The sequence below is a fragment of the Chryseobacterium nepalense genome, assembly GCF_023195755.1.
GTDB classification, from domain to species: domain Bacteria; phylum Bacteroidota; class Bacteroidia; order Flavobacteriales; family Weeksellaceae; genus Chryseobacterium; species Chryseobacterium nepalense.
The window spans coordinates 2,811,157-2,829,067 of sequence record NZ_CP096203.1; the positions used below are offsets into that span (position 1 = coordinate 2,811,157).

Sequence of the window (17,911 nt, forward strand, 5' to 3'; positions counted from 1 at the left end):
TTTTTATTCTGCCGTATGTTTATCAATGCAGGTTACATTTTCCGGGGTCCAGGTTACTCTTTTTACAAAATCCCGTTCCCGAACGGGGCAGTCGGCAATCTGGCAAATAGGGCATGAGATGGGTTTGCAGTCGTCCATATGGAAATTGAACTCTACACTTCTTTTGGTATTTTTTGCAAGAAGGATGATCATTTTCTCCATTTCATTGTGTGCATCCCGAAGGCTGTAATACCAGGGTAAAGTAATATGGGCGTCAATATGGAGGTTGGCGCCAAACTGCTGGATTTTCATGTTGTGAACATCAATCCATTCCGTACGGCGGTTTTCTTCAAGTACTTTAATGATCTGATTCAACAGATCGGGATCCTGTTCATCCATAATTCCGCTTAGTGATTTGCGGATGATCTTATAGCCTATATAGATGATATAAAACCCGAATAGTAGTGCTACAACCGAATCCAGCCAATAAATTTTGGTAAAATAAACAACAATTAAGCTGATTACCACTCCCAATGTGGTAATGGTGTCGGACTGAAGGTGTTTTCCGGATGAAATCAGGACATGCGAATTTTCGTGCTTACCTTTCTTAATAGAAATATAGCCTAAAAGATAATTGATAATAGCTGTTGCTGCAATGATGGCAATTCCCCAGTCGAGCTTCTGCAGTATTTTACCGGTGATAAGGCTGTTGATTCCTTCGTAGATAATCATCATACCGGCAATGGCGATCAGGGCACCTTCTATTCCTGATGTTACAAACTCTACTTTTCCATGTCCGTAGGGATGGTCTTCGTCCTTAGGTTTTGCTGCCAAATATAAGGAGTACAATCCCATGAACGCACTGATTACGTTAACGATACTTTCCATGGCATCGGAAAATACAGAATCTGAATCCGTAAGTTTCCACGCGATGATCTTTCCTATAAAAAGGATGATTCCAAAGGCGGCAATTAGCTTTTGAAAGGCTAATTTATCTTTATTATTATTTTTCTGAACGTTCACAGGTTTGATAAAAAAAAGAATCTCAATTCTGAGACTCTTTTTATGTTTGTTAGTTTATACTAAGTTGTTGGCTGCAAGATATTCTGCGATCTGTACTGCGTTGGTTGCAGCGCCTTTCCGCAGATTGTCTGCCACAATCCAGAGATTCAGGGTCTTGGGTTGCGAGAGATCCCGTCTTATCCTTCCTACAAAAACTTCATCTTTTCCTTCTGAATAAAGAGGCATCGGATATTCGTTGTTTTTAACGTTGTCTACCACCACAACACCCGGAGTTTCGGATAAGATTTTTCTTACTTCATCAAGGTCAAACTCATTTTCAAACTCAATGTTCACACTTTCCGAGTGTCCTCCCTGAACGGGAACACGTACTGCAGTTGCCGTAAGGTTAAAAGTGTCGTCCCCTAAAATTTTCTTAGGTTCTTTCATCAGCTTGATTTCTTCTTTCGTATAATCATCATCTGCAAAAACATCGCAGTGAGGAAGAGCATTTTTGAAGATTTGATAAGGATATACTTTGGCGATGGTTTCATCTCCGCTGATCTCAGAGTTCAGCTGATCTACGGCTGCTTTACCGGTACCGGTTACAGACTGGTATGTAGAAACGACTACTCTTTTCAGATCATATTTTTTATTTAAAGGCCCTAGAACCATCACCAGCTGAATTGTAGAACAGTTTGGATTGGCAATGATTTTATCTTCTTTCGTCAACACATCTGCATTGATTTCTGGAACGACAAGTTTCTTATCAGGGTCCATTCTCCATGCAGAAGAGTTGTCGATCACGGTTGTTCCCGCTTCGGCAAAAAGTGGTGCAAACTCAAGTGATGTAGAACCTCCGGCAGAAAAAATAGCAATATCAGGTTTGGCAGCTATAGCGTCTTTCATGCTTACAATCGTAAATTCTTCCTGTTTATACTTCACCTTCTTACCAACAGATTTTTCGGATGCTACCGGGATTAATTCTGTGACAGGGAAGTTTCTCTCCTCGAGAACTTTAAGCATAACTTGTCCAACCATTCCTGTTGAACCTACTACAGCTACTTTCATTGATTTAATTAAAAAATGTTTTGTTAATATATTTTATGCCCCGAAGACTCTTGTCCACGGGAACGCGAATGCAAATAAACCTACTGCGATCAGTCCCATAATCACCACTCCTAAAGAGATGGTAGGGTTGGCTTTTACTTTTTTGTTTACGATTGTCATTAAAACGGCTGCGATCAGCATAGAAAACGGATGTTCTACATATTGGAACCTGGCGTAAGAATCACTCATTAAAGTTCCTGAATCCAAAGCTGCTTTAAAGCCTGGAGAAAAAATTAGCAGCAAGCAAATTCCCACTAAAAACTGAATGTGAAAGAAAATCATCGTGAAAAGCGTTGTTTTCTTTAAGAATTTGTTCACTTTACCGCTAAACCCAAACATGACCGTTAAAAGGGCAACAGTAAATAAAGCGACTAAAACTAATTCTAAATACCCAAAGCCTTTATGGGCACTAAGGAAAATTTTGTAAAAATCCATATCCTAATTTTTTCTTTTTTAAAGTACACAAATATAGCAAAAATCCCGGCGAAAAGCCGGGATTGATATTGAGAAAATCTAATGTTTTTATTTGATTAGAAGTTGAAAGAAAGATTAGCTGCCCAAGTTCTTCCAAATCCGAAGAATACTCTGTTGCCGTCAGCAATTCCTTTATACATTCTTCCTGCCTGCTCATAAGTTTTACCTTTATCAGGATCATTATTAGCAGTTATGGTATCACTACCAAAAATATTCGTAGCTCCATCAGAAATATACGTCGTATCCAACAAGTTGTAAATGTTAAATCCAACAGTAAAATACTGATCCTGATTTCTCAATCTGATTTTGTAAGAAGCTCCTACATCAAAAAGGTTGAAATCCGGTAATTTAAGTGTCCCTCTTTCCTGATTTGCCTGATTCATGAATGTCTGTGCATCAATAGTAGAGTAAACTTCTCCAACATATCTCCATGTTCCATACACATTAAGATCTTTTACAGGCTTTATTGTTGCTCCTAAAGATGCAGTAAGTTGCGGGATACTGTTGTTGCTGCTTCCACCTACTTTTACACCATCAAGGTATAATGTTGTATTTGCGGCTCCATCGATAGGGTTGTTGTTGTCATCAAAGTTTGTACCTGTAGCATTTCCTTTGTATTTGTAATCGCCTATAGAGATCATTCCGTTAATATCAAGGAAAGAAGTAGGTTTATATACTCCGTCAAATTCTACTCCCATATGAAGCTGTGTAATTCCGTTAATCTCAGTATATCCATTTACAATGCTGGTACCTGTAGGAGATGTTGCATCTGGAATCTGGAATTGGATGTTTGATCTTCTTAGCCATCTGTCAGACCATTCAGTTCTATATAAATTGACATTAAAGCTCAGTTTAGGAGATCTGAATCCGTAACCTATTTCCGTAGAAAATACTTTTTCATTAGTAAGGTTAGGGTTAAGTAGTTGCTGGTTGTTTGGATAAACTGAATTTAAGAATGGCTGTCTGCTGTAATACCCAATATTTGCAAAAACATTATGGTATTCATTGATATTGTAGTTTGCACCTCCTTTAATATTATATCCGATAAGATCTTTAAATCCTGTCTTTGTGTTTACCGTTTGTCCTTTAAGAGTACTTCCGTCTTTTACAAAATTATCAATTCTTTGATAACTTTGATTTGATACTGAACCTTGTACAAATGCAGATAACTTATCATTTGTATATTCAAGCTGACCAAATCCGCTGTACCATAAAACCTCTCCGTCGTTACTATAACCTATTTGCTCATTAAGCGGAGCAGTAGATCCTCCGAAAGGATTCCAAGATAGCTTTTTGTAATCGTACACTTTGTTTACTACGTAAGGTGCAACATTTGCATTTCCTCCTTCTCTATAACCAGTAGCTCCATATAAATCAGATGCTACCTGATAATGATAGCCATAATAATATCGGTCATCTGTACCTACAGAAAAATTCCAGTTTTCATTAATTTTATGTTGGAAATTTGCTAAGATACCATACCAGTTATGAGAATTGATGCTTGCTCTTCTGATAAGAGTTCCTCCGTTTGCAGCATTTGCGGCATAAGGGTTTACAGCTGCATTGGCTGCAAATACGGCATCGTAGTTAAAATGACCCGTGTTATCATAGAAGCTCGTTAAAGATTTTCCTCCAACTCTGCCCAGATCACCTGTTCCTCCGCCTCTACCATTAGACATGTAAAGTACTGTACTTAATTTTGACTTTTCACTTATAGTCCAGTCCCAGTTTACCATCATTACAGGCTTAGCATAGTAATTTGATCTGTTTGCCAATGCTACTCTCTCACCATTTGGAGCTGTATAGTATCCGAAATCTGAGTTGTATTGTCTGTATGGAGTACCGTCTTTATCAGGATTATATGTTATATAGTTTCCTATTGTTGGAGCAAATGTTCTCTGGTCATGCCATTGTGGTGCAGAAGTTAATGTAAATTGGAAGTTGTGTTTTTTATTTGGTTCCCAACCTAATGCAAAATAATAAGCATATGCCTCAAAATCTGTATTTTCAATATATGTTCCTCCTGAGATTCTACTCATTAAAATTGAAGAAGACCAACCTTTATCGGTTTTTCCTGTATTATAAGCAAATGAAGCTTTTAAATAGTCATTGTTTCCAACTCCTAATCTTACAACGCCACCTTTTTTCATGTCAGCAGAACGAGTAAGGTAGTTAATTGTTCCTCCAACAGAAGCAATAGCTAATTTGGATGAACCTAAACCTCTTTGTGTTTGAATAGTGCTTGTTACATCTTGTAAACCGGTCCAGTTAGAAAAGTATACAGTACCACCTTCCATATCATTTACTGGCATACCGTTTACCATTACAGCGATGTTTCTAGATTCGAAACCTCTCATGGTAATACTTCCATCTCCAAAACCACCACCTGATTTTGTAGCGTATACTGAAGGTGTGGTGTTTAAGATTTCGGTAATTTCTTGATTTCCTAATCTTTCTATAATCTGTGCTGCCTTAATAGTTGATGCGGCAACCGGTGTCTTTCTATCCTTTGCGATATCTGTTACACCCTGTAAAATTACCTCCTCAATGTCTGTGGATTTTGATGCAGAATCCTGAACCTGTTGAGCGTAATAAACACTAGCTGTAGATAATGTGATTATCGCAGTTAGCATTGATTTGTTGATTAATTTCATAATCGTTAGTAATAGTTAGATTTAAATTTTCTGCAAAATTCGGGAAATAAATTTTAACCAATATTAACTTTATGTTAATTTTTACTCAATCTTAATAAGCTCTATAATTCTGATTTACAATGTATTGAATAATAATTGGATTTTCACATGAAAAAAATCACATTATTGAATTTTTAACAAAAGGCTGTGGTTTTTATTAAAAATTCAACTTTATTTTATAGCTTTAAGGCTAAGATCCATATTCTCGGCGGAGTGTGTTAAAGCTCCTGCAGATATATAGGTGACCCCGGTAGAAGCTATTTCTTTCAGCTGATCGCGCGTAATTCCGCCTGATGCTTCGGTTTCGCATGAGCCGTTGATCATCTTAACTGCTTCTTTCATCATTTTAATATCCATATTGTCAAGCATGATTCTGTCAACTTTTGCGTTAATCGCTTCACGAACCTCTTCGAGATTTCTGGTTTCAACTTCAATTTTGAGTTTTTTCTTATTTTTTTTGATGTAATCTTTTGCCATTTTTACAGCATTGGTAATGCTGCCGTTATAATCAATATGATTATCCTTCAGCATGATCATATCATAAAGGCCATAGCGGTGATTTGTCCCGCCGCCTATGGCAACGGCCCATTTTTCGCAGATCCTGAAATTCGGTGTTGTTTTTCTTGTGTCCAGAAGCTTGGTTTTAGTGCCGACAAGACGGGAATCCCAGTCATGTGTAAGGGTAGCAATTCCGCTCATTCTCTGCATGCAGTTTAAAACCAGTCTTTCCGTTGAAAGAATAGATCTTGCGCTTCCTGTTACAATGAAAGCGACATCGCCAATTTTAACGGCCTCACCATCTTTCACAAAAGCTTCAATTTTTAAATTTTTATCAAAAGTTTTAAAGATAATTTTTGCCAGTTCTACTCCCGCAATAATACAATCCTGTTTTACCAGAAGTTTGGCACTTTGTTCCAGGTCTTTAGGGATCGTAGAAAGGGTAGAGTGGTCTCCATCCCGGATATCTTCTTCCAAAGCATTTTTTATAAACTGTTTTAAAGCTTTATCGGTAACGTATGGTGGTTTTTTCATATTTCATATTTTATTAGTAAAGCAAGATCTTTTTCCAAATGAAAGATCATGATTTATAAAAAGTAAAAAATTATTTTTTTTAATAATTTTAAAATATTAAGCCAGATCTTTATTGTAAAAAGCTCCTTTGTTCTCCTTCATTTCCATTGATTGGGTGATGATGAGGTGAGCAACGGTTGTTAGATTTCTCAATTCTGAAAGCTGTGGAGATAAAATAGAATAGTGGTAAATTTCATCCACGGCAGCAGCAATTTCCTGATGTTTCTGAAGTGCCATATTCAGACGGCGGTTGCTGCGTACAATTCCTACAAGATCGCTCATCATTTCCTGAAGTTGTTTTCTGAGATAAGAGACGATCACCATTTCATCCATGATTTTCATTCCTTCTTCATTCCATTCGGGAACAGCTTTGAGATCATCGAAATTAAAATGGTTTTCATTTAAAAGCTCAACCGTTTTAATGGCTGCATTATGCCCGAAGACCAATCCTTCAAGTAGTGAGTTGGATGCTAACCGGTTCGCTCCGTGAAGTCCCGAATTGGTACATTCTCCTACCGCAAAAAGATTTCTTATAGAAGATTGTCCGTCTTTGTCTACTTCAATTCCTCCCATGAGGTAATGGCATGCCGGAACTACGGGAATAAGCTGTTTGAAGGGGTCAATTCCTTCATCTTTACATTTTTTATAGATATTCGGGAAATGTTCAAGGAATTTTTCATGATTCATTTCACGGCAGTCCAGTCCTACATATTCATCACCTGTAATTTTCATTTCGGCATCAATAGCTCGTGCCACAATATCTCTGGAGGCTAGTTCTTCACGTTCATCATATTTTTGCATGAATTTTTCGCCTCTTTTTGTTCTTAATTTTGCTCCGTCTCCACGCACAGCTTCGGAAATCAGAAACAGCATTCCGTCAATTTTACTGTATAAAGCGGTGGGGTGAAACTGGTAATACTGCATATTGGAAACCTTTCCTTTGGCCCTGGCAACGAATGCAATTCCATCTCCTGTAGCAATAGTGGGATTGGTAGTATTTTTGTAAACATGTCCGGCACCTCCTGTGGCTACCAAAGTTATTTTTGAGGTGATTTTTTTTATTTTTTTAGACTTTTCATCTAAAATATAAGCGCCGTAGCAGTGGATGTCGCCTTCATTCAGTTCTTTTCCGGGAACATGGTGCTGGGTAATAATGTCTATAACATAATGATGGTCAAGAATTTCAATATTGCTGCTTTTATTGGCTGTTTCCAGTAATGCCCTTTCGATTTCGAAACCTGTGATATCCTTGTGGTGTACAATTCTGTTTTCCGTGTGGCCGCCTTCTCTTCCTAAAGCAAATTCACCATTTTTCATATCAAAATTAGCGCCCCATTCCACGATTTCATTGAATCTTGCAGGAGCTTCGGTGACGACCATCTTTACAACATCACGTTTGTTTTCACCGTCTCCGGCACGCATGGTGTCTTCAATATGTTTGTCGAAATTATCATTTTTAGAATCCGTAACCACGGCAAGTCCACCCTGTGCATATTTGGTATTGCTTTCGTCTTCATCAGATTTTGTTACAATAATTATTTTGGCATCAGGAAGCTGCTCAGAAACTTTTATGGCATAGGAAAGCCCCGAAATCCCGGAACCGATTACTAGTACATCCGCTTTTATCATATCCTTAGTTTAAGACAATCGTCTAAATAATTAAATAAATTTAAACAATTTTTCGTTTGGTTTTCTTACTTTTTTCATGTGCTGGAAATGATCTTCTTCCGAACGGTAGCCTAAAGCAAGGGTAACGGTTACCTTTTCTGACTCGGGATTTATTTCTAAAATTTCCTCGATAAGATCCTGGCGAAAGCCTTCCATGGGACAGGTGTCTATGTTTTCAATAGCCGCAGCGTACATGAGGTTTGCCAATACAATGTAAGACTGCTTTTCTGCCCAGTTGAAAATTTCATCATGAGTTTTTTGATTAATATGCTGATTGATGCTTTTTCGGAAGAGGTCCAGTTTCTCCTCCGGAGTTTCCCTTACTTCCGAAAGGTGTCTGAAATATCCGTTGATGTAGCTTTCATCCAATTTCTTTTTTGAAATAATAGCAATCAGATGCGAGCAGGTGGAAATCTGTGACGGATTGTAAAATGCCGGAATTAGTTTTTCCTTCATCTCTTTACTTTCCACGACAAGAATTTTATAAGGCTGAAGACCCAGAGAGCTTGCAGATAACTTTCCTGATTCCAGAATATTATGCAGTATTTCCCGGGGAATAATCTCGGTGTTAAATTTTTTCACAGAATATCTTCTGCTTAAAGCTTCCAAATAATTCATATCACAAATTTAAGGATTGAACGTGAATTAATTCGGTTTTAACACGAAATATGCGAAATTATTACTGCGTGATTATTATAGATGTTAAGTAATCTTCAAGGTTTTTAAAACCTTGAAGGTTTGGGCACGTGTTGATACAAAAGCTTACGGCGGCCTGAAAGGCCGCCGTAAGCTTTTAATAAGGTTGATAATTTAATCCCTGTTCTTTACAAGCACCCATCCTGAGTAGGTAATAGGTGTGTTTTTTTTGTCATTTTCATTCCAGGAAACAGAATACCAATAACTTCCGGTGGAAACTTTTCTTCCTCCCATAGTTCCGTCCCATCGGTATCGGTTGGTTTTATCTGCTTTATGAATCAATGCTCCGTATCGGTCAAAAACATTGAAAACAAGATTTTGTTTTCCCGCAAGTGCTGAATAATCGATGCCGTCATTTACACCGTCTCCGTTAGGCGTAATCACGTTGATGATATTTGGAACCACCACGGTAATATCAATTGGCTGGCAGTCATAAGCATCTTTTATATAAATTTTCAGATCACCACGGGGAATATTTTTGAATTCATTGGAGTCTTGCCAGTTAATTCCGTCAATGGAATATTTATAAGGTGCAGTCCCTCCGATTGCATATACCGAAACAACATTATTCGAAATGTCGACACTCGAAATTACAGGCTGTTCAGAAGCATACACCTTTACTTTCTGGGTTGCAATACAATCGCCTGTTTTTAATTTTACCCAATAGGTGCCGACTCCCACATTGGAAATTGTCTGGCTTGTTGCACCGGTACTCCATTCATAGGATGTAAATCCTGCTCCGGCATCAAGGGTGGTGGTGCCTTCTATACAGATGATTTTATCCTGAAGAACAGTTGAGAAAACCGGAGGAATTACCTGAAGGGTTACTTTAGCAATATCGAAACATCCGAATGTGTTGCTCACTCTGATATAAATAACACCATTTGGAGCAATGTAATTTGTAGGATTTAAAATTTCATTGGTTTGATTCTGAGCATCTGTAAGAGAAGGATAATACTTTTTTGTAATACCTGTTGATGTTGTAATTACCGGAGCTGTGGTAAGGTCAAAATGCCCTGTTGATGGATTGGTTTCCAGGAAACATGTTCTCAGGGTAGCGTCTGTTGTGGTGACTGTAGGTGCTACTTTCAGGGAAATGGTTGCGTCATTATTATCACATAAAATTGAAGTTGGATCTTTGATGACTACAGAAATATTTGTGTCTGTGCTATACTGGAAATTGGCTGGATTAGTTATTGGAGTTCCGCTGCCTGTTATATAATACGCAAAATTATAATTGCTTGGAACTGCAGTAAGCTGGGAGTTTAATTCTGTTAAGTCAATTGTTGCCATTCCTGTAAGGTCCGGACAAATATTTTTTGTGATTGCAGTCTGCAGCAAAGGAATTTTATCAACATAAACCTTTACGTTTTTAATGGAATGCCTTGATCTGTTTCCTCCTGTGGAAGCTGAAAATCCGAAATAACCTACCGTCATTGCCGCTGCTGTTCCTGATGGGGCAAAAGACTGATTGCAGATTTGATTTCCATCAATGGTAATTTTTACGATCCAGTTGGCAGGAGCCGCCGGGTCTACCTGTGCGGTCACTTCAACATGTTTATATGTTGTTCCCTGAAAAGGAAGCGTGGTGTTCATGTCCGGTGAGTGGAAAGAACTTCCCGGAATGTTAAAAAATTCAACATTATTGTTGTCGGTAGTGTTGGCAACTTGTCCGTAGGCAACATGCACTTTGCTCATTACGGCAGTAGTGGTATTATTGTAGGTGTCGAATCCTACGATAAATCCTACCGCATTCTGTGATACACCAAGTCCTGAACCTAAAACGCTGGCTACCGGCGGGTTGGCAAGGTACCAGAAAGCAATACCGTCTCCATTGGCCGTCTGGTTGGAATCCATTCTGAAATCGAACTCCACGCGCCACTTGTCACAATATTTAAGATTAATTGGATCGTTTAAGCGGATTGATCCGGATTGGTTATTGGTATCCGGAGTAAGCTGTACAAAATCTGTATTGACTACAGTGGGGGCTACCATTGTCCATCCTGTTGTATTTACGGGATTTCCTGTAAGCTGATAGGTTTGGGAGAAAAGGGTATTGTAAAAAGAAAGTGTGAAGATAAAAAATAAAAAAAGGTAGTTTTTTTTCATATGCTAGTCGTATTAATTATGATTGTAAATGTAATTAAATTTAAAAGGCATGTACGGTGTATTGCTGTTGTAAAGTGTCTGTGAGTAGATAATGTGTATCATAATCTGCTGAAATGGAAGCTCACTTCATATTGAAGTGAGCTTTAAGATATTTTATTCTCAATCCCGGTTTTTAACAAGGATCCATCCGGAATATTTTATAGGCGTATTTTTCTTGTCATTTTCATTCCAGGAAACGGAATACCAATAACTTCCTGTAGGAACTTTTCTTCCTGCTGCAGTTCCGTCCCATCGGTATTGGTTGGATTTATCTGCCTGGTGGATTTTGGCCCCGTAACGGTCATATACATTGAATATGAGATTCTGTTTTCCTGAAAGTGCAGAATAGTCAATAGCGTCATTGATGCCATCTCCATTCGGTGTTATTACATTAATGATATTCGGAACTACAATATTGATGTCAATAGGATTGCAGTCGTATGCATCTTTTACAAAAATATGGTTGTCTCCTCTGGGTATATTATTGAATTCATTAGAGTCCTGCCATTTAATTCCGTCCGTAGAATACTGATAAGGTGCGGTTCCGCCGTTCACATATATTGTAACGGTCGTGTTTGAAATATCAACACTTGAGATAACAGGCTGGTCAGAAGCATAGACTTTTACGGTCTGGGTTGCCTCGCAATCGCCTGTCTTCAGCTTTACCCAATAGGTACCCACCCCGACATTTGAAATTGTTTGGGTTGTTGCGCCGGTGCTCCATTCATATGCGGTAAATCCGGGTCCTGCATCAAGGGTTGTTGTATCTTCCATACAAATAATCTTATCTTCAAGAGTGTTTGAGAAAACCTGAGGGATAACGATAAGATTAACCTTGGCGATGGCATAGCAGCCATTTCCGTTAATAACTTTAATATAAATGACTCCGTTTGGCGAGATATAAGAATTAAATGTTAAAATTGAGTTTGTTCCGTTTTGGGCATCGGTTAGGGAAGGATAATATTGTTTCACAACTCCGTTTTGAGTCGTTACAGGGGCTGTTGTAAGGTTAAATAATCCTGTTGAAGGATTGCTTTCAATAGCACATGCTCTTAAAGTTGCTTCCTGAACTTCCACTACAGGAAATAATGCTAATGTAATCTGTGCTACATCGGTACATCCTTGTGGAGTAGTGACCTGAGCATAAATAGTAGCCGCAGGAGAAAGAAAAGCAGAAGAATTGGTGATCGGGTTGATATGATTATTGAGGTCATACATTGTATTATAAAATACAGCGGTACTTCCCGGAACGGATGATAATGTTGCTGATGTAAGATCAAACACTGCTCCGCCGGCGTTATTGTTGTTGCATCCGGTAAGCGTTACATCATTGGCGGCAAAAGGACTTGGTGTAAGTACAATAGTTCCGTCCCCGTTGTCACATAATGTGGAAGAAGGATCTTTTACTACAACGGTAATAGTAGTTGTGCCTGCAGAATATTGATAATCGGCAGGATTGGCAATTGGTGTTCCCCCAGGTCCGAAATAGGAGAAAGTATAATTGGCCGGATTTGTTACAAACTGGTTCTGGAATGAAGTTAGATCCACACTTCCGTTTCCTGTTGCCGGATTTACACATACAAAAGGGTTGATTGTATTTGTTAAGATGGGCACTTTATCAATATAGATCTTTGCATTTTTAATGGAATGTCTTGCACTTGCTCCGCCTGTTGCTGCAGAGAATCCGAAATAACCTGTCGTCATGCCTGTGGCTCCTCCTGAAGGAGCAAAAGACTGGTCAACAATCAGTACGCCATCTATTCTTATTTTGATAAGCCAGTTGGCAGGGTTGGCCGGATCTGTTTCTCCGTTTACTTCTACATGTTTATATGTTGATCCCACAAAAGGCTGTGTAGGATTCAGGTCTGCTGAATGAAAAGTGCTTCCTGCGGTATTATTGTACTCGATATTGTTATTCAGCCCGTTATTTGTTCCGTACAGAACGTGGATTTTGCTCATTTGGCCTTCTGTAGAATTATTAAAAATATCAAATCCTACCATCAGTCCGCTGGCATTAGCAGGAATTCCGAGACCTCCTCCCGAAACAAATCCCGTAGGAGGATTGGCCAGGTACCAAAAAGTAAATCCGTCGCCTCTCCCATATTGTGCAGTTCCGTTTCCGTCAATCCTGAAATCAAATTCAACTTTCCATTTATCGCAATACTTCAGGTTGATAGGATCCTGAAGCTTTATCGCTCCATATTGGTTTCCGATGTCCTGGGTGAGTTGTATGAAATCCGTACTGACAGAGGCGCTGGAAACCAGATCCCACCCGGAAGTATTTACAGGGTTGCCCGTAAGCTGATAGGTCTGCGCAGAAATTTTGCCGGAAAAGCAGATTAAAATCAGGAGAAAATAAGAGAGCAGATTGTTTTTCATGAAGTGATTGGTTATTAATTATTGAGTTTTTTTAGTTGGCCATTTATGTTTTTGGTTTTAGTATTGCTTAAAAAAAGACCACTCCGCAAACCGAAGTGATCTTAATGTAAATTATTATTCTCTGTTCTTTACCAATACCCAGCCATTGTAAGTGGTCTGCGTACTATTTTTGTCATTTTCGTTCCATGTAATGGTGTACCAGTATGTGTCAGTGATTACTTTTTTACCGCCGGTTGTTCCGTCCCATTTATAATTTCTGATTTTGTCAGCTTGATAAAGCTTATTTCCGTATCTGTCAAAGATGGTGAAAACAAGATTTTTTTTGTAAGCAAGCGCAGAATAATCAATCACATCGTTTACATTATCGCCGTTCGGGGTGATGGCGTTAATAAGATTTGGAACCGTAATCTGTATCTGAATTGGTGTACAGTCATAAGCATCTTTCACGTATACTTTTACTTCACCTCTCGCGAGTCCTGTGAATACATTAGAATCCTGCCAGTTTACACCGTCAAGGGAATATTGATAAGGGCCTTTTCCTCCTTTTACGTTTACGGTAATGGTATTGTTTGTAATGTCGATCGTAGCAATAACAGGCTGAGGTGAAGGATTTACCCTTACCATCTGCTTTGTTATACATCTTCCTGTTTTTAGCTGTACCCAATACAAGCCTGGTGTAATATCCTGAACAGATTGTGTCGTGGCTCCCGTGCTCCATAAGTAGGTATCAAACCCCGGGCCTGCATCCAGTGTTGTTTTATCGTCAATACAGATCGTCTGATCTTTTAATACTGAAGAATAAACAGGAGGTAAAACTTTAAGTGTTATTTTAACAATCACAAAACAACCGGCAAGATTGGTGATTCTTACATACACTGTAGACGATGTCGAAATATAATTGTTTGCCGGCACAATTTCATTGGTATCAGCAAGTGCGTCAGCTTCGGTTTTATAATATTTTTTTGTAATGCCTGATGCTGAAGTCACATTTGCCTGTGTAAGATCAAATGATGCTGTTGTAGGAGCATTTTCTATAAAACATGATTCTATCGTGGCATCATTTGACACGATCGGTGGGAAAAATGCCAGCGTAATTGGTGCTGAACCCACACATCCTAACGGTGTGGTTACTTTTACATATACCGTGCCCGCTGCAGAAACATAATTTGCAGGATTTGAAATTTCAAGCCCGGCAGTAAGGTCTGCTAATGTTTTATAGTATTTTTTTGTAGAGCCTGCGGGTTCATTTACATTTGCTAAAGTAAGGTTAAAGGTTGCTGTTCCGGCGTTATTGTTATTACATGCAGTAAGCGTGGCCGGAGTTGCAGTAAATGGTGATAGATTGAGTTGTATTTTACCATCCGGGTTGTCACAGAGTAATCCTGAATTATCTTTAACCAATACCGAAACAGTGGTATTGGCGCTGAACTGGTAATTCGTAGGGTTTGTGATGGGGGTTCCTGATACACTGTACGAGAAAGTGTAGTTTGAAGGGTTAGCTACAAACTGATTCTGGTAACTCGTTAGATTTACCGTTCCCTGTCCCGTAGTCGGGTTCGGACAAAAAGTATCGGTTACTGTTGTCTGATTAAGGGCTACTTTGTCAATGTAAACCTTTACGTTTTTAATGGAATGTCTTGATCTGTTTCCTCCTGTGGAAGCTGAAAATCCGAAATAACCTATCGTCATTGCCGCTGCTGTTCCTGATGGAGCAAAAGATTGGTTACAGATTTGATTTCCATCGATGGTAATTTTTACAATCCAGTTGGCGGGAGCCGCGGGGTCTACCTGTGCGGTCACTTCAACATGTTTATATGTTGTTCCCTGAAAAGGAAGCGTGGTATTCATGTCCGGTGAGTGGAAAGAACTTCCCGGAATGTTAAAAAATTCAACATTATTATTATCGGTAGTGTTGGCAACTTGTCCATAGGCAACATGCACTTTGCTCATTACGGCAGTAGTGGTATTGTTGTAGGTGTCGAATCCTACGATAAATCCTACCGCATTCTGTGATACACCAAGTCCTGAACCTAAAACGCTGGCTACCGGCGGGTTGGCAAGGTACCAGAAAGCAATACCGTCTCCATTGGCCGTCTGGTTGGAATCCATTCTGAAATCGAACTCCACGCGCCACTTGTCACAATATTTAAGATTAATTGGATCGTTTAAGCGGATTGATCCGGATTGGTTGTTGGTGTCCGGAGTCAGCTGTACAAAATCTGTATTAACGACAGTGGGGGCGACCATGGTCCATCCTGTTGTATTTACGGGATTTCCTGTAAGCTGATAGGTTTGGGATAAAGCATATTTCGGAAAAAGAAGCAATGCATTTACCAATAAAAAGAGGTAGATTTTTTTACTCATTTATTAGACACTTAGATTTAGACGTGTCAAAGATATTAAATCCTAATCAATAAATATATATTTAATGTTAATTTTACCGAAATAGATGGTTATTTTATAATAAATGATAAGTTATATCAGTAAATACTGAAAGGTTATTACTTGTATTTAGTTTGAATATAAATTAAAAAAGAGAATTCTTTTCCATATTTTCAAAGTAAGTGTCAATGGCTAAATCTGCTGATGCTGCGGCAGTTACGGCAAGTTTATCGCATAGTTCATTCTCAAAATGGCCGGCATGGCCTTTAATCCAGTGCATTTTTGGCTTATGAAGATTGTACAATACCACAAATTTTTGCCAAAGATCAGGATTTTTTACATTTTTCCAGCCTCTTTTGATCCATCCGGCAAGCCAGTTCTGATTGATGGCATCGGCAACATACTTGCTGTCGGTATAAACATGAATGTCATTTTCAGGAGATTTCAGTTTTTCCAGAGCAGTAATTACGGCGAGAAGTTCCATTCTGTTGTTGGTAGTTTTCCTGAAACCTTTTGAGAATGTTTTCTGGTAGTTTTTTTCGGGGACCCGCATGAGAATTCCATACCCGCCTTTTCCGGGATTTCCGCTGCATGCGCCGTCGGTGTATATTTCAATTCTCATATCAGATTGAGGCTGAGGCTAAGATTTAGTTTAAAAAAATAAGGAATGATTTAACTATCAATTATTTTAAAAAGGAAAATCATCGTCATCATCAAAATCATTCATAGAAGATCCTGATACCTGGGAATTATTCGGAAGATCAAATGCTGCTCCGGGCTGTATGGTTGTTTTAATCTTATCAAAGCCACTTGGTTCGGCAGACCCAAAATTAGAAGGGTATCCGCCACCCATTCCGCCATCAAAAGCTGCTTCAATATCCCCGAATTTAGCAAAATGTTTCAGGAAGGATAAGCGAACATCGGCAGTTGCGCCGTTCCTGTGCTTGGCGATAATAAGCTCTGCCTGGTTTTCCGTTGAGGTTTCCTGGCCTTCTTCATCATTATCCCAAACGGTGATTTTATAATACTCCGGTCTGAAGATAAAGGATACGATATCCGCATCCTGCTCGATTGCTCCGGATTCCCTAAGGTCGGAAAGCTGGGGTCTTTTTCCGGGACGTGTTTCCACACTACGCGAAAGCTGCGAAAGAGCAATAACAGGAACATTAAGTTCTTTTGCGATGGCTTTCAGTGATCTTGAGATCATGGAAATTTCCTGTTCACGGTTTCCGGTTCCTTTTCCGCCGCCACCGGCTGTCATCAGCTGAAGATAATCGACCATAATCAATCGTACACCATGCTGCATTACCAATCTACGGCATTTTGCACGGAAGTCAAAGATAGAAAGAGAAGGAGTTTCATCAATATAGAGCGGAGCATTTTCAAGTTCTGATACATTGGAGAACAGTCTTTGCCATTCTTCATCGTCCAGTGTTCCTTTTCTTAATTTTTCGGAAGAAATTCTTGTTTCGGACGCAATCATCCTCGTGATAAGCTGTACGGAAGCCATCTCAAGGGAAAACAGAGCCATCGGAATTTTGTGTCCTACAGCGATATTTCTTGCCATGGAAAGAAGAAATGCGGTTTTTCCCATTGCCGGACGTGCCGCAATAATGATAAGGTCGGAATTCTGCCATCCTCCGGTTTCTTTATCCACATCACGGAATCCTGAAGGTACCCCAGAAAGACCTTCTTTGTCTTTTAAAGATTTAATGGTGTCAATGGCCTGCTTTACTAATGAATTAGCGGTATCAAACCCTTTTTTGATCGTTCCGTTGGTGATCTCGAAAAATGACTGTTCGGCTTTATCCAACAATTCAAAAACGTCGGTTGATTCTTTATAGGCGGCATCAATAACGTTCGCCGATACATTAATTAAACTTCGTAAAATATATTTTTCGAGAATAACACGAACATGATATTCGATATGTGCAGACGAACTTACTCCCATCGTAAGATCAATGATATAGCTGTCTCCGCCGGCAAGATTCAATCTGCCTTCCTTCTTCAGATCCTGTATGATGGTCATTAAGTCAACCGGCTGGTTTCCTTCGTAAAGTTTTAAAATGGTAGAAAAAATTACCTGATGTCTCGGATCATAAAAAACTTCCGGTGTAAGTAAATCAATAGAATGGTCCAGACCCTTTTTGTCAATTAAAAAGGTTCCGATAACCAGTCTTTCGAAATCCAGAGCATTTGGCGGCATTTTTCCGTCAGCAATGGAGAGTTCTTTTGCAAAGTTTCCGTTCGTCAATGAAGATAATGTTTCTTTCTGCGCCATAGTTCTGCAAAGATAGTTTTTTTGAAAAGCA

At 39.1% G+C, this 17,911-nt stretch carries 12 protein-coding genes; all 12 read right to left on the reverse strand.

Annotated elements, in window-relative coordinates; all coding sequences use genetic code 11:
• Window positions 1-3: 3 nt before the first annotated feature.
• The gene (locus M0D58_RS12495) at window positions 4-1,002 is read right to left on the reverse strand and encodes a cation diffusion facilitator family transporter (protein WP_248389795.1); all 999 of its coding nucleotides are present in this window, start codon (window positions 1,000-1,002) and stop codon (window positions 4-6) included.
• 54 nt (window positions 1,003-1,056) lie between these two features.
• Window positions 1,057-2,049, reverse strand: a complete 993-nt coding sequence (locus M0D58_RS12500; protein WP_248389798.1) for an aspartate-semialdehyde dehydrogenase — start codon at window positions 2,047-2,049, stop codon at window positions 1,057-1,059.
• Between the two features lie 33 nt (window positions 2,050-2,082).
• A complete protein-coding gene (locus M0D58_RS12505; protein WP_248389801.1) occupies window positions 2,083-2,523 on the reverse strand; it encodes a hypothetical protein in 441 nt (146 codons plus the stop codon).
• A gap of 95 nt (window positions 2,524-2,618) precedes the next feature.
• Window positions 2,619-5,216 carry a TonB-dependent receptor gene (locus tag M0D58_RS12510; protein WP_248389804.1) on the reverse strand — a complete coding sequence of 866 codons (2,598 nt, stop codon included), beginning with the start codon at window positions 5,214-5,216 and terminating at the stop codon, window positions 2,619-2,621.
• A gap of 210 nt (window positions 5,217-5,426) precedes the next feature.
• A complete protein-coding gene (gene nadC / locus M0D58_RS12515) occupies window positions 5,427-6,287 on the reverse strand; it encodes a carboxylating nicotinate-nucleotide diphosphorylase (protein WP_248389807.1) in 861 nt (286 codons plus the stop codon).
• 96 nt (window positions 6,288-6,383) lie between these two features.
• A complete protein-coding gene (gene nadB, locus M0D58_RS12520) occupies window positions 6,384-7,955 on the reverse strand; it encodes an L-aspartate oxidase (RefSeq protein ID WP_248389810.1) in 1,572 nt (523 codons plus the stop codon).
• A 30-nt stretch (window positions 7,956-7,985) separates the two neighbouring features.
• Window positions 7,986-8,612, reverse strand: coding sequence for an NAD(P)H-dependent oxidoreductase (locus tag M0D58_RS12525; protein ID WP_248389824.1), 627 nt, complete (start codon window positions 8,610-8,612; stop codon window positions 7,986-7,988).
• A 192-nt stretch (window positions 8,613-8,804) separates the two neighbouring features.
• Window positions 8,805-10,799, reverse strand: a complete 1,995-nt coding sequence (locus M0D58_RS12530; RefSeq protein WP_248389826.1) for a T9SS type B sorting domain-containing protein — start codon at window positions 10,797-10,799, stop codon at window positions 8,805-8,807.
• Window positions 10,800-10,958: 159 nt separating this feature from the next.
• Complete coding sequence (locus tag M0D58_RS12535; RefSeq protein ID WP_248389828.1) at window positions 10,959-13,217, reverse strand: T9SS type B sorting domain-containing protein; 2,259 nt, start codon at window positions 13,215-13,217, stop codon at window positions 10,959-10,961.
• 114 nt (window positions 13,218-13,331) lie between these two features.
• A complete protein-coding gene (locus M0D58_RS12540; RefSeq protein WP_248389830.1) occupies window positions 13,332-15,581 on the reverse strand; it encodes a T9SS type B sorting domain-containing protein in 2,250 nt (749 codons plus the stop codon).
• A gap of 163 nt (window positions 15,582-15,744) precedes the next feature.
• Complete coding sequence (gene rnhA / locus M0D58_RS12545) at window positions 15,745-16,221, reverse strand: ribonuclease HI (RefSeq protein ID WP_248389832.1); 477 nt, start codon at window positions 16,219-16,221, stop codon at window positions 15,745-15,747.
• Window positions 16,222-16,287: 66 nt separating this feature from the next.
• Window positions 16,288-17,880 carry a replicative DNA helicase gene (gene dnaB / locus M0D58_RS12550; RefSeq protein WP_248389833.1) on the reverse strand — a complete coding sequence of 531 codons (1,593 nt, stop codon included), beginning with the start codon at window positions 17,878-17,880 and terminating at the stop codon, window positions 16,288-16,290.
• Window positions 17,881-17,911 lie beyond the last annotated feature (31 nt).